Origin of the sequence: Nocardioides sp. ChNu-99, from assembly GCF_029493445.1 — a bacterium.
In the GTDB taxonomy this organism is placed as follows: Bacteria; Actinomycetota; Actinomycetes; order Propionibacteriales; family Nocardioidaceae; genus Nocardioides.
Genome location: NZ_JAHWBL010000007.1, coordinates 1 through 13434 on the forward strand (window position 1 = coordinate 1; position 13434 = coordinate 13434).

13 protein-coding genes are annotated in these 13434 nt (G+C 74.9%); 7 read left to right on the top strand and 6 right to left on the bottom strand.

Annotated elements, in window-relative coordinates; translation table 11 throughout:
* Positions 1–4461 (bottom strand): ATP-dependent helicase (locus KK617_RS04010; protein WP_277498251.1); only part of this gene is annotated, 4461 nt, incomplete at its 3' end.
* A gap of 72 nt (positions 4462–4533) precedes the next feature.
* Positions 4534–5064 (bottom strand): GNAT family N-acetyltransferase, encoded by a 531-nt coding sequence (locus tag KK617_RS04015; RefSeq protein ID WP_277498252.1) that lies wholly within the window; start codon positions 5062–5064, stop codon positions 4534–4536.
* Between the two features lie 41 nt (positions 5065–5105).
* Here KK617_RS04015 and KK617_RS04020 point away from each other — a divergent pair, with 41 nt between their 5' ends.
* From KK617_RS04020 to KK617_RS04050, 7 genes are all read left to right on the top strand, one after another.
* Complete coding sequence (locus KK617_RS04020; RefSeq protein WP_277498253.1) at positions 5106–5735, top strand: DinB family protein; 630 nt, start codon at positions 5106–5108, stop codon at positions 5733–5735.
* Positions 5732–5926: a DUF3046 domain-containing protein gene (locus KK617_RS04025; RefSeq protein ID WP_277498254.1), complete on the top strand. Its 195-nt coding sequence runs from the start codon at positions 5732–5734 to the stop codon at positions 5924–5926. The genes KK617_RS04020 and KK617_RS04025 overlap by 4 nt, the downstream gene beginning before the upstream one ends.
* Positions 5927–6157: 231 nt before the next feature.
* Positions 6158–7195, top strand: coding sequence for a recombinase RecA (gene recA, locus KK617_RS04030; RefSeq protein ID WP_277498255.1), 1038 nt, complete (start codon positions 6158–6160; stop codon positions 7193–7195).
* On the top strand, positions 7185–7769 hold the full coding sequence (locus KK617_RS04035; protein ID WP_277498256.1) for a regulatory protein RecX: 585 nt from the start codon (positions 7185–7187) through the stop codon (positions 7767–7769). The genes recA and KK617_RS04035 overlap by 11 nt, the downstream gene beginning before the upstream one ends.
* Positions 7770–7792: 23 nt before the next feature.
* The gene (locus KK617_RS04040) at positions 7793–8638 is read left to right on the top strand and encodes a PPK2 family polyphosphate kinase (RefSeq protein WP_277498257.1); all 846 of its coding nucleotides are present in this window, start codon (positions 7793–7795) and stop codon (positions 8636–8638) included.
* Positions 8635–9399, top strand: a complete 765-nt coding sequence (locus KK617_RS04045; RefSeq protein ID WP_277498259.1) for a HipA family kinase — start codon at positions 8635–8637, stop codon at positions 9397–9399. Before KK617_RS04040 ends, KK617_RS04045 begins: the two co-directional genes overlap by 4 nt.
* Complete coding sequence (locus KK617_RS04050) at positions 9396–9779, top strand: DUF3037 domain-containing protein (protein ID WP_277498260.1); 384 nt, start codon at positions 9396–9398, stop codon at positions 9777–9779. The genes KK617_RS04045 and KK617_RS04050 overlap by 4 nt, the downstream gene beginning before the upstream one ends.
* 4 nt (positions 9780–9783) lie before the next feature.
* Here the strand turns inward: KK617_RS04050 and KK617_RS04055 are convergent, their stop codons facing one another.
* The 4 genes from KK617_RS04055 to KK617_RS04070 all read right to left on the bottom strand — a co-directional run bounded on the left by KK617_RS04055 (position 9784) and on the right by KK617_RS04070 (position 13321).
* The gene (locus tag KK617_RS04055; RefSeq protein ID WP_277498261.1) at positions 9784–10527 is read right to left on the bottom strand and encodes a sirohydrochlorin chelatase; all 744 of its coding nucleotides are present in this window, start codon (positions 10525–10527) and stop codon (positions 9784–9786) included.
* A 127-nt stretch (positions 10528–10654) separates the two neighbouring features.
* Entirely contained in the window at positions 10655–11395 is a 741-nt protein-coding gene (locus KK617_RS04060) for a phosphoadenylyl-sulfate reductase (RefSeq protein WP_277498263.1), read from the bottom strand.
* A complete protein-coding gene (locus KK617_RS04065) occupies positions 11392–11595 on the bottom strand; it encodes a hypothetical protein (RefSeq protein WP_277498264.1) in 204 nt (67 codons plus the stop codon). Before KK617_RS04065 ends, KK617_RS04060 begins: the two co-directional genes overlap by 4 nt.
* The gene (locus tag KK617_RS04070) at positions 11588–13321 is read right to left on the bottom strand and encodes a nitrite/sulfite reductase (RefSeq protein WP_277498265.1); all 1734 of its coding nucleotides are present in this window, start codon (positions 13319–13321) and stop codon (positions 11588–11590) included. The genes KK617_RS04065 and KK617_RS04070 overlap by 8 nt, the downstream gene beginning before the upstream one ends.
* Between the last annotated feature and the right edge of the window lie 113 nt (positions 13322–13434).

The window sequence follows — 13434 nt, forward strand, 5'->3', positions numbered from 1 at the left end:
CGCGCCGTCGGTCGCGGCGTCGGCGGCCGGGCGGTCGGGCCAGGCGAGCGCCGCGCCGAACGGGTTGGCCGGGTCGGTCGCGGCCAGCACGTGCGTCGCCGGGGGCGTCGACGAGCCGTCCACGCCGCCGGCGGGCTCGGCGAACGTGCGCAGGCGGTCGACGGCGCCCGTGGTGCCGAACTGGGCGGCGCCCAGGCTGCCGACGAAGTAGCCCCGCCGGCACCGTCCGGACTCCTCGAACGCGGAGAGCACCTTGTAGACGGCCGCGAACCCGCCCGGCAGGCGCTCGCTGACCGCCGCGCCGCGGGTGACGACGCCGTGGCGGGCCAGCATCAGCTCCGCGGCGGCGTGACCCCGGCGGGTCGCGTCGTCGTCCGCCTCCGGCACGAGCGACCAGCGGCCGGACGTGCCGACGGGGACGCCGCCGGAGCGGGGCGTCGCCGGACGGGCGGTCCCGCCCCCCAGCGGCCCCCGGCCGCGCACCCCGACACCGCGCGAGCGGGGCGCGGGTCGCCGGGAACGGTGCGCGCCGGAGCCACCCACGCGGTCGCGCACGGGGGAGAACGTGTCGTTGGTGACCCGCCCCGCCCACACGAGGTCCCACAGCGCGGCGGCGAGGGCGCCGTCGTCCAGGGTGCCGGCGGCCTGGCCCAGCTGGCGGAAGAAGTAGGCGCCACCCGGCTGGAGCGCCTCGAGCACCCGGTCGTGCAGCTCGGACGCGTCGTACGGCGCGGGCAGCGGCACCGTGAGGTCGGCGCTGTCCGCGAGGTGCAGCGAGACCCAGCCGTCCGCGCCCGGGAGCGCGCCGTGCCCGGCCCAGATCACCTCGCCGCTCGCGGTGAGCTCGTCGAGGTACGCCGGCACGTAGTCACGCACCCGCGCCGGCAGCACGAGCGTCTCCCACGCCGAGGCGGGCACCGCGCACCCGGCGAGCTGGTCGACGGCGGTGAGCACCCCGTCGACGCCGTGCAGCCCGCCCCGGCGCGCCGGTTGCCGCGGCATCGGACGCGACCCGTCGGGCTGCGGCTGCTCGGCCTCGGCCACCTGCTGCCAGGCGGGCAGGAAGCGGCCGAGGGCACCCGGGTCGACGGGCTCGACCTCCTGGCGCAGCCGGGCCAGCGAGCGACGGCGCACGCGGCGCAGCACCTCGGCGTCGCACCACTCGCCGCCGCTGCCGCCCGGCCGGAACTCGCCGTCGACCACGCGGCCCTGGGCGCCGAGCCGCACCAGGGTGGTGGTGACGACGGCCGGACCGAGACCGAACCGATCCGCGACGTCGGCGGTGGTGAACGGCCCGTGGCTGCGGGCGTAGCGGGCGACCAGGTCGCCGAGCGGGTCCTCGACCTGCTCGCCGAACACCTCCGGGACCCCCGGGGGGACCGGGACGCCGAGCGCGTCGCGCAGGCGGGCCACGTCCTCGACCACCGCGTGCCGCTCCTCGCCCGCGACGCGGACCGTGACGACGCGGCGGGCCTCGACGAGCGCCGCCACCCAGGCGGCCGTCTCGTCCGGGTCGGCGGTCGAGCGGGCGACGACCTCCTCGGGGGTGAGCGGGCCGACGAGGCGCAGGAGGTCGGCGACGCCCTCGGCGTCCCGGGCGCGCCGGTCGGGCGCGAGCCGCTGGAGCTCGGCCTCGACCTCGGCCAGCACCTCGGGGTCCAGCAGGTCGCGCAGCTCGGTGCGGCCCAGCAGCTCCGCCAGGAGGGTGGGGTCGAGCGACAGGGCGGCAGCCCGACGTTCCGCGAGCGGGGAGTCGCCCTCGTAGAGGAACTGCGCGACGTACCCGAACAGCAGGGTGCGGGCGAACGGCGACGGGGAGGGCGTCTCGACGTCCACGAGCTGCACCTCGCGCCGCTCGACCTGCGCCTGGAGCCCGAGGAGGCCGGGCAGGTCGTAGACGTCCTGCAGGCACTCACGCACCGTCTCGAGCACGACGGGGAACGCCGGGTACTTCGACGCCACCTCCAGCAGCTGCGAGGCCCGCTGCCGCTGCTGCCACAGCGGGGAGCGGCGGCCGGGGTCGCGGCGGGGGAGCAGCAGGGCCCGCGCCGCGGACTCGCGGAAGCGGGACGCGAACAGCGACGACGAGCCGACCTCGGCGGTCACCAGGTCGTTGAGCTCGTCCGCCTCGAACGCGAACACCTCGGCGCCGGGCGGGTCCTCGCCGGTGTCGGGCAGGCGCACGACGATGCCGTCGTCGAACGCGGTGGCCTGGCCGTCGACGCCGGTGCGCTCGCGGATCCGGGCGTTGACCGCGAGCGCCCACGGGGCGTGGACCGGCACGCCGTACGGCGAGTGGAGCACGAGGCGCCAGTCGCCGAGCTCGTCGCGGAAGCGCTCGAGCAGCAGGGTGCGGTCCGACGGCAGCACGTTGGTCGCCTCGCGCTGCTCCGCGACGTACTCCACCAGGTTGTGCGCGGCGTTGGCGTCGAGGCCCCGCTCCCGCACCAGCGCCACGGCCTCGGCCCGGGGCAGCCCACCCAGCTCTCGGTGCAGCGCCCCCACCGCGGCGCCGAGCTCGGCGGGGCGGCCGGGGGAGTCGCCCTTCCAGAAGGGCAGGCGCCCGGGAACGCCCGGCGCGGGCGTGACGAGCACGCGGTCGTGGGTGATGTCCTCGATGCGCCAGCTGGTCGCGCCCAGCGCGAACACGTCGCCGACGCGGGACTCGTAGACCATCTCCTCGTCGAGCTCGCCGACGCGTCGTCCGCCGCGGGCGTTCTTGTCGTCGGCGCCGCCGGTGACGAGGAAGACGCCGAAGAGGCCACGGTCGGGGATCGTGCCGCCGCTGGTCACGGCGAGCCGCTGCGCGCCGGGCCGGGCCGTCAGGGTGCCGGCGACCCGGTCCCACACGACGCGGGGCCGCAGCTCGGCGAACTCGTCGGAGGGGTAGCGCCCGCTCAGCAGGTCCAGCGTCGCGTCGAACGCGCTGCGGGGCAGGGTCGCGTACGGCGCGGCCCGCCGCACCAGGGCGTAGAGCGCGTCGACGTCGATCGGCTCGAGCGCCACGGTGGCGACCACCTGCTGCGCCAGGACGTCCAGCGGGTTCGCGGGCACGCGCAGCGCCTCGATGGCGCCGGAGCGCATGCTCGCCACGGCGACGGCCGTGGGGGCCAGGTCGGCGCGGTGCTGGGGGAACAGGACGCCGCGGGAGACCTCGCCGACCTGGTGCCCGGCCCGGCCGACGCGCTGGAGCGCGCTCGCGACGCTGGGCGGCGAGCCGATCTGCACGACGAGGTCGACGGCGCCCATGTCGATGCCCAGCTCGAGGCTGCTCGTCGCGACGACCGCGGGCAGGCGCCCGCTCTTGAGATCGTCCTCGATGAGCGCCCGCTGCTCCTTGGAGACCGACCCGTGGTGGGCCCGGGCGACCAGCGGCGCCGCACCCGTCGTGGTGCCCGACTGCGCGACGGCCTCGGCCGGGAAGCGCGCGGGCCGCTGCGGCAGGTCGTCGGCGTCGTGGTCGGCGTCGTGGTCGGCGTCGTGGTCGGCGTCGTGGCCGGGCCCGTCGGGCTCGGCGGCCGCGCGCTCCTCGTGCCGCTCGGCCGCCAGCTCGTTGAGGCGGGCGGTCAGGCGCTCGGCGACCCGGCGCGAGTTGGCGAAGACGATGGTGGAGCGGTGGGCCTCGACGAGGTCGAGCACGCGGTTCTCCACGTGCGGCCAGATCGACGAGGCGGCGCGACCGCTGTCGGGGTCGGTCTCGTCGTACTCGCCCGGAGTCGTCATGTCCTCGACCGGGACGGCGACCTCGAGCTCCCACGCCTTCTCCGAGGGCGGCGCGACGACGTCGACCGGGGCGCCGCCGCCGAGGAAGCGCGCCACCTCCTCGATGGGGCGCACGGTCGCGGAGAGCCCGATCCGCTGGGCGGGCTGCGGCAGGAGGGCGTCCAGCCGCTCGAGGGTGACCGCGAGGTGGGCCCCGCGCTTGCTGCCGGCGACGGCGTGCACCTCGTCGAGGATCACGGTCTCGACGCCCCGCAGGCTCTCGCGGGCCTGGGAGGTGAGCATGAGGAAGAGGGACTCGGGGGTGGTGATGAGGATGTCGGGCGGCCGGGTGCCGAGGCGGCGGCGGTCGGCGGCCGACGTGTCGCCCGAGCGCACCCCGACGGCCACCGGTGGCACCTCGACACCGAGACGCTCGCCGGTCGCGCGGATGCCCACGAGGGGGGAGCGCAGGTTGCGCTCGACGTCGACGGCGAGGGCCTTCAGGGGCGAGACGTAGAGCACCCGGCAGCGGTGAGCGGCCTCCTCCGGCGGGGGCGTCGAGAACAACCGGTCGATGGCCGACAGGAACGCCGAGAGGGTCTTGCCCGAGCCCGTGGGTGCGACGACCAGCGCGTGCCGGCCGGTGCCGATCGCGTTCCAGGCGCCCTCCTGCGCGGGCGTCGGCGCGGGGAACGCGGCGCGGAACCACGCCTGCGTCACCGGGCTGAAGCGCTCCAGCGCCGAGGGGGGTCCGACCATGCCGGACATCTTGACAGGCCGCACCGACAGTCCCGGACCGCTGCGCCCGGGGCCGCCCGGGGCCGCCCCGGGTCAGTCGAGGACGGCGTCGCCCGTCGGGATGTTGACGAGCATCCGCTGGTAGAACGCCATGTCGACCCAGTGGTCGAACTTGTTGCCGACCTCCTTGAACTCGCCGACCTTGGCGAACCCGCACGCCACGTGCAGCCGCTCGCTGGCGGGGTTCGGCAGCGCGACGGCCGCGATCGCGGTGTGCACGCCGGAGACCGCCATGGTCTGCAGCAGGGCCGGGTAGAGCATCCGGCCGACGCCGCGGCCGCGCACCGAGCCGTCGAGGTAGATCGACGTCTCCCGCGTCAGCGCGTAGGCGGGACGGGGGCGGAACGACCAGGAGTAGGCGTAGCCCACCGCGTGGTCGTGTGCGTCGACGGCGACGAGGAGGTGGTCGCCCGGGTGCTCGCCGTCGAGGCGGGCGCGCCAGTAGTCGGTGTCGGGGGGCTCGAGGTCGAACGTGGCGAGCGAGTGCTCGACGGCGTGGTTGTAGATGGCGGCGATCCGGGGCAGGTCGCGCTCGTTCGCGGAGCGGGTCGCGTACTCGGCCATCCGCCCATCATCGCCCAGGTGGGCCTTGAGAGGATGCGGGGGTGAGCAGCTCGTGGGAGGCGCCGGCGCCGGACCTCAAGGACTGGACCTGGGTCCTGGACCGGCCGTGCCCCGACTGCGGGACCGCCAGCGGCGCCCTCGACGTCGAGGACCTGCCGTCGCTGCTGTCCGTCACGGCCGAGGCGTGGCACCGCGTCCTGGCCCGCCCGGGCGCCGCGGAGCGGCCGCGGCCGGGCACGTGGTCCCCGCTGGAGTACGGCGCGCACGTCCGCGACGTGCACCGGGTCTTCGACGAGCGCCTGGCGCTCGTGCTGGGGACCGACCCCGGGCCGGCCCGGTTCGCGAACTGGGACCAGGACGCGGCCGCCGTCGCCGGGCGCTACCACGAGCAGGACCCGGCGGTGGTGGCCGACGAGCTGGCCGAGGCCGCCGAGGAGGTGGCGCACCGCTACGCGCAGGTGGGTCCCGGCGACCTCGCCCGCACGGGCCTGCGCAGCAACGGCTCCGCCTTCACCCTGGTCTCGCTGGGGCAGTACCACCTGCACGACGTCGTCCACCACCTGCACGACGTCGGCTCCCCGGTGCGGGACGCCCTGCCCGCCGCCGCCCGTACGGCGCCGCGCACCCCCGCGGCCCCGCCGGCGGTCGCGACGCCGGGGGAGCGGGCGTGAGGCACACCGAGCTCTGGGCGCGTCTCGAGGTCGCGGTCGGTCCCCGCCTCGCACGCTCCTGGGCCCAGACGCAGGTGCACCCGGCGCTCGGCAACCGCACGGTGGTGGAGGCGCTCGACGCCGGGGTCGACCCGCGCGAGGTCTGGGCGGTGGTGCACCGCGCGCTCGAGCTGCCCGACTCCGAGCGCTGAGCGGGGCGACCCGGACGCGCCGACACGCCGCGCACGGGTCCTGCCTGACATCGAACACCTGTTCGTCTACGCTTTTCCCACACAGGCACGAGATCGGGTCGAGATCTCCCCAGGCGCCGGCGGCACACCACCGTTGTCGGTGGCTCGTCCTAGCGTCGTGCCCACGCGAACGACACAGGCAGCGCACGCTGCCGCTGGACTCGGGCCACGAGCTCGGAGGGGATGGACACCATGGCTGGTGCAGACCGCGGCAAGGCGCTCGACACGGCGCTCGCGAGCATCGAGAAGCAGTTCGGCAAGGGCTCGGTGATGCGTCTGGGTGACGACGCCCGCGCTCCCCTGGAGGTCATCCCGACGGGCTCGATCGCCCTCGACGTGGCCCTCGGCCTCGGCGGGCTCCCGCGCGGGCGCGTCGTCGAGATCTACGGCCCGGAGTCGTCGGGAAAGACGACCGTCGCGCTCCACGCGGTCGCCAGCGCCCAGCGCGCCGGGGGCATCGTGGCGTTCATCGACGCGGAGCACGCGCTCGACCCCGACTACGCGAAGGCGCTGGGCGTCGACACCGACGCGCTCCTCGTCTCGCAGCCCGACTCGGGCGAGCAGGCGCTGGAGATCGCCGACATGCTGGTGCGCTCCGGCGCGCTCTCCCTCATCGTCATCGACTCGGTCGCGGCGCTCGTGCCCCGCGCCGAGATCGAGGGCGAGATGGGTGACAGCCACGTCGGTCTCCAGGCCCGCCTCATGAGCCAGGCGCTCCGCAAGATGACCGGTGCGCTCAACGGCGCCGGCACGACGGCGATCTTCATCAACCAGCTGCGCGAGAAGATCGGCGTCATGTTCGGCTCGCCCGAGACCACCACGGGTGGCCGGGCGCTGAAGTTCTACTCCTCGGTCCGCCTCGACGTGCGGCGCATCGAGACGCTGAAGGACGGCACTGACTCGGTCGGCAACCGCACCCGCGTGAAGGTCGTGAAGAACAAGGTCGCACCGCCGTTCAAGCAGGCCGAGTTCGACATCATGTACGGCAAGGGCATCAGCCGCGAGGGTGGCCTCATCGACGTGGGCGTGGAGTCGGGCCTCGTCCGCAAGGCGGGTGCCTGGTACACCTACGACGGCGACCAGCTGGGCCAGGGCAAGGAGAACGCGCGCAACTTCCTGCGCGACAACCCCGACCTGGCCGACGAGCTGGAGAAGAAGATCCTCGAGAAGCTCGGCGTGGGTCCGCAGGTCGACCAGCCGGCGGAGCCGATCGGCGTCGATGACTTCTGATCCCGCCGAGCTGCGCGCGCTGCTCGACGCCCCTCCGCCGCCCGACCCGGTGGCGGAGGGCCCCGACGCCGACGTCGAGCAGGTCGCCCGCACGATCCTGCTCGACCAGCTGACGGGGCGGGCGCGCAGCCGCAAGGAGCTGGCCGACAAGCTGGCCGCGCGCGAGGTCCCGGCGGACGTCGCGAGCCGCCTCCTCGACCGGTTCGAGGAGGTCGGCCTCGTCGACGACGCCGCCTTCGCCCGCACGTGGGTGGACGGGCGCCGGTCCGCGAAGGGCCTGGCGCGCCGGGCGCTGGCCCAGGAGCTGCGCCGCAAGGGCGTCGACGACGAGGTCGCCCGCGAGGCCCTCGACGAGATCGAGCCCGACGACGAGACGGCGACGGCCCGGGCGCTGGTGCGCAAGCGGCTCCGCTCCCTCTCGGGGGTCGAGGCCCCGGTGGCCACCCGTCGCCTCGTCGGCATGCTCGCCCGGAAGGGGTACAGCCCCGGCACGGCGTACGCCGTCGTCAGCGACGAGCTGCGCCGCCAGGGCCGCGAGGTCGACGACTCCGACCACGAGCCGGCCGACGACTGAGCCCCGGGTGCCATAGTGGCGCGGTGGACACCTCGCTGCTGCGCGCACCCGACGGCGCCTTCTCCCTGGCCGACATCGACCCGGGCGCCACGCCCGGCTTCGACGGCGGCAAGGCCGCGGGCAAGGAGGAGCTGAGCACGGTCGTCGCCGAGCTCACCGACCTGCAGGAGCGTCTCTTCGCCGAGGGACGCACCCGGCCCGACGCACGACGCGTGCTGCTCGTGCTGCAGGGGATGGACACGTCCGGCAAGGGCGGCACGGTGCGGAAGGTGATCGGGTCCCTGGACCCGCAGGGCGTGGCGATCGCCTCCTTCGGCACCCCGACGCCCGAGGAGCTCGAGCACGACTTCCTGTGGCGCGTCCGCTCGCGGCTGCCGGCCCCGGGCCGCATCGGCGTGTTCGACCGCTCGCACTACGAGGACGTGCTCATCGCCCGGGTGCGCTCACTGGTGCCGGCCGAGGAGGTGGACCGCCGCTACGCAGCGATCCGCGACTTCGAGGCCGACCTGGTCGCCGACGGCGTCCGCGTCGTCAAGGTGATGCTGCACATCTCGCCCGAGGAGCAGCGCGACCGGCTGCTCGCCCGTCTCGACGAGCCCGCGAAGCACTGGAAGTTCAGCCCGGCCGACATCGACGACCGCGCCCTGTGGGCCGACTACCAGGGGGCCTACGAGCGGGCGATCACCGAGACGCACCGGCCCGGGGCGCCGTGGCACGTCGTACCCGCCGAGTCGAAGTGGTACCGCAACCTGGCGGTGGCCCACCTGCTGCTGGCCGAGCTGCGGGCGCTGGACCTGCAGTGGCCCACCGCGTCGTTCGACCCCGCCGAGCAGCGCCGTCGGCTGGTCGAGGAGGACCCGCTGTCGTGATCCCGCTCCAGCACGTCACGCGGTACGTCGCGCCGCTGCGGGAGGGGGGGAGCCTGCCCGGCCTCGTCGAGGCCGACGACCTCGGCACCTACGTGTGCAAGTTCCGTGGTGCCGGCCAGGGCCTGCGGGTGCTCGTCGCGGAGGTCGTCGTCAGCGGGCTCGCCCAGCGTCTCGACATCCCCACCCCGCGGCTCGTCGCCCTGGAGCTGCACCGCGACCTGGCCCGCTACGAGGCCGACGAGGAGGTCCAGGACCTGCTGCGGGCCAGCGTCGGTCTGAACCTGGGGGTCGACTTCCTGCCCGGGGCCTTCGGGTTCGACCGGTCCGTCGAGGAGGACACGGAGGTGGCACCACGCATCCTGTGGCTCGACGCGCTGACGGCCAACGTCGACCGCTCGTGGCGCAACCCCAACCTGCTGCGGTGGCACGGGCGCACCTGGGCGATCGACCACGGGGCCTCGCTCTACTTCCACCACGCGTGGAGCGGCGGAGTCACCGACCCGGCCCGGTTCGCGGCGCAGCGCTGGGACGTCAGCGACCACGTCTTCGCCGACCGCGCCGGCGACCTCGCCGAGGTCGACGCCCGGGGCCGTGCACTGCTGGGCCCCGACGTCCTCGCCGACGTGGTGGCCCAGGTGCCGGACGAGTGGCTCGAGCCCGTGCCGGGAGCCGCGACCCCCGCGGAGCTGCGCGCGGCGTACGTGCGCTTCCTCGGCGCCCGCCTCGGCACCCGCGCCTGGCTGCCGGGAGCCGACGCGTGAGCGGGGAGCGGTCGCCGTACCAGTACGTCGTGCTCCGCTGCGTGCCGCGCGTGGACCGCGAGGAGTTCCTCAACGTCGGCGTGCTGCTCTACTGCGAGGCGCGCAGCTTCCTCGCCGTGGCGTGGCACGTCGACGAGGAGCGGCTCACCGCCGCCTTCCCCGCCCTCGACCTCGCCACCCTGTGCCGGGCGCTCGACTTCGTCGACGGGGTCTGCGCCGCCGACGAGCGGGCGGGGTCGGCGGCGACGCACCCGATCGGCGTGCGCTTCGGCTTCCTCAAGGCGCCGCGCAGCACCGTCGTGCAGCCCGGCCCCGTGCACGGCGGGCTGACGACGGATCCCGCAGCCGAGCTCGCCCGGCTGCGGGACCTGCTGGTGTGACGGCTCAGACGGGCACGAGCTCCACGGCGCCGACGGCGTAGCGGGCCAGGACGACGCGCGCCACCTCGGGGTGGGCGCCGAGCGGCTCGGAGACCGCGACGGCGCCGGCCTCGAGGGCCAGCTCGGCGGCGCGGTCCGGCAGCATGCCCGGCGCGAGGAACAGGGAGGCCACCGCGATGTGACGGCGACCCTCCCCGCGGAACGCCCGCACGGCCTCGCCGGTCGCCGGCGGCGCGGTCGAGGCGAACGCGGCGCTGACCGGCAGCTTGTGACGAGCACCCCAGACGCGGGCTAGGCGGGCCACCGCCTGGTTCGCCAGCGCGTCGCTGGAGCCGGCGGCGGCCAGCACGAGCGCGTCGAGCTCGCGCACCCGCGCCGAGCTCAAGGCCGCGCGCAGGCGCTCGTCGAGCACCTGCAGGAACGCCGCCTCGAGCCCGAGGATGGCCGAGGCCCGGATGCCGAGCCCCTCGTGGCGCGCCGCGGCCTCGGCGATGGCCGCGGGGACGTCGACCTTCGCGTGGTAGGCGTCGGAGAGGAGCAGGGGGACGACGACGATCTCGTCGTGGCCCGCGCGCACCAGGTCGTCGACGACGTCCTGGAAGCCCGGGCGGGCCAGCTCGAGGAACGCCGGCTCGACCGTGAGGTCGGGGCGCTGCGCGCGCACCTCGGCGACGAGGGCGCGGACGGTGGCGGCGGAGCGGGGATCGCGGCTGCCGTGGGCGAGGGCGATGAGTGCAGGAGCGGCCATGACGGCCTCCTTCCTGAGGTCCGGCCGGGGTGGCCGGGGGCGGGGTGGTGCGGGGTGGGGCGCGCTCCGTGCCCGGGGGCGCGCCGTGGGGTGGTCGCGGTGGGGGTGCTCGGCCGGTGGGCCGGCATCACATGTGGATGCCGCACTCCGTCTTGTTGGTGCCCGCCCAGCGACCGCTCCGGGGGTCGTCGCCGGGGGCCACCCGTCGGGTACACGGCCAGCACCCGATGGACGGGTAGCCGTCGTAGGCCAGCGGGTTCACCAGCACACCGTTCTCCTCGATGTAGCGCTCGACGTCGTCGTCGCTCCACCGCGCGATCGGGGAGACCTTCACCTTCTTCTTCTTCGCGTCCCACCCCACGACGGGGGCGATGACGCGGTTGCTGGTCTCGGCGCGGCGCAGGCCGGTGGCCCACGCGTCGTACCCGTCGAGCGAGGAGCGCAGCGGCTCCACCTTGCGCAGGGCGCAGCACAGGTCGGGATCGCGCTTGTAGAGCTCGGGCCCGTGCTCCGCGTCCTGCTCGGCGACGGTGCGCGTGGGGCCGATGGTGATGACGTTGACGTCCATCGTCGCCGCGACCGCGTCCCGCGTGCCGATCGTCTCGGCGAAGTGGTAGCCGGTGTCGAGGAACACGACGTCGATGCCCGGCGCGACCTTCGCCGCGAGGTGGGACAGGACCGCGTCGCCCATGGAGGACGTCAGGCAGAAGCGCTCGCCGAACGTCGCGAAGGCCCACTCGATGATGTCCTCCGCCGGGGCGAGCTCGAGCTCGGCACCGACGTGCTGGACGATCTCGCGCAGCTCCTCCGACGAGCGGCCCTCCGTCTGGCTCCCGCGGTTCGCGCGGGCCACCTGGGTGGCGATCATGCGGGTGCTCCCTTCGTGATGCCGGCCGGGCGCGGCAGGCGCCCGATCATGCGCAGGGAGAAGGCGCGCAGGCAGCTGCGGCATTCCCAGGCGCCGGCGGGGGACGTGACCTCGCCCGTCGTGGGGTCGGTCGTCTCGTGCGGGCGGAGGTCCTCCTCCGCGCAGTAGGGGCAGTGGTACGGCGCCGCGCGCTCAGACACCGGCCACCTCCGGCTCCCGGGCGGGCTCGGCCGGCTCGCCGCGCAGGAGCGCCTCGTCGGCGCGCACCACCCAGTCGGCGAAGCTCTCGCCGTCGGTGCGGTCGCCGAGGTAGCCCTGCACCACCGCCGTGATGTAGTCGTCCAGCCCGGCGCTCGTCACCTTGTGGGCCCGCAGCTTGCGGCCGAAGTTCGAGTTGAGGCCCGTCGCGCCGCCGAGGTGGACCTGGAAGCCCTCGACCTGGCGGCCGTCGTCGTCCAGGACGAGCTGGCCCTTGAGGCCGAAGTCGGCGACCTGGGTGCGGGCGCAGGCGTTGGGGCAGCCGTTGACGTTGACCGTGATCGGCACGTCGAGGTCGGGCACGCGCTCCTCGAGCGAGGCGATGAGGTCGCGGCTGCGGTCCTTCGTGTCGACGATCGCGAGCTTGCAGTACTCGATGCCCGTGCAGGCCATCGTGTTGCGCCGCCAGTTGGAGGGGCGCGCGCTGAGGCCGATGGCCTCCGTCGCCGCGACGAAGTCCTCGACGACGTCGGGCGCCACGCCGAGGACGACGATCTTCTGGTACGCCGTGAGCCGCGCGCCGGCCGCGCCGTACTGCTCGACGAGGTCGCCCAGCGCCGTCAGCACCGTGCCGGAGATGCGCCCGACCGTCGGCGCGAGGCCGACGTAGTAGGCGCCGTCCTTCTGCGCGTGCACGCCGACGTGGTCGCTCTGGCGCACCGGCGCCTCGGGCGACGGGTTGTCGACGAGGGTGCGGTGCAGGTACTCCGTCTCGAGCACCTCGCGGAACTTCTCCGGGCCCCAGTCGGCCAGCAGGAACTTCAGGCGGGCCTTGGAGCGCAGGCGGCGGTAGCCGTAGTCGCGGAAGACACCCGCGACGCCGGCCCACACGTCCGGGACGTCGTCGAGCGCTATCCACACGCCGAGCTTGTGGGCGAGCATCGGGTTCGTCGAGAGCCCGCCGCCGACCCACAGGTCGAAGCCCGGGCCCAGCTCGGGGTGCACCGTGCCGACGAACGACACGTCGTTGGTCTCGGGCGAGACGTCGTGGCTGGGGTGGCCGGTCAGCGCCGTCTTGAACTTGCGGGGGAAGTTCGAGAACTCCGGGTCGCCGATGTAGCGCCGCTTGATCTCCTCGAGCGCCGCGGTGCCGTCGATGATCTCGTCGGCGGCGACGCCGGCGACGGGGGAGCCGAGGAACGGGCGGGGGGAGTCGCCGCACGCCTCGGTGGTGTCGAGGCCGGAGGCGTCGAGGATGTCCCAGATCGTCGGCACGTCCTCCACGCGGATCCAGTGGTACTGGATGTTCGCCCGGTCGGTGACGTCCGCGGTGTCGCGGGCGAACTCGGTGCCGACCCGGCCGAGCGCCCGCAGCGCGTCGGCGCCGAGCAGTGCGCCGTCGGAGCGCACGCGCATCATGAAGTAGCGGTCGTCGAGCTCCTCCTCCTCGAGCGTGGCGGTCTTGCCGCCGTCGAAGCCCGGGGCCCGCTGGGTGTAGAGACCCATCCAGCGGAAGCGGCCGCGCAGGTCGGCCGGGTCGATCGAGTCGAAGCCGCGCTTGGAGTAGATGTTGATGATGCGCGCCCGCACGTTGAGCGGGTTGTCGTCCTTCTTGGACTGCTCGTTCTTGTTCAACGGCTCCGTGTAGCCGAGCGCCCACTGGCCCTCGCCGCGCTTGCGGCGGGGCGCGGCGGGGCGGCGCTGGGCGGGGGTTGCCGGGGTGCTCACAGCCAGGATCCTTCGCGGGGATGCGGGATCGCAGGTATCAGGTCGCCGTCGGGGGACGGTCGTCGGCCGGGTCCTGCGACCTCGACGTGGGTCGGGTCGGTGCGTCGTCGGCG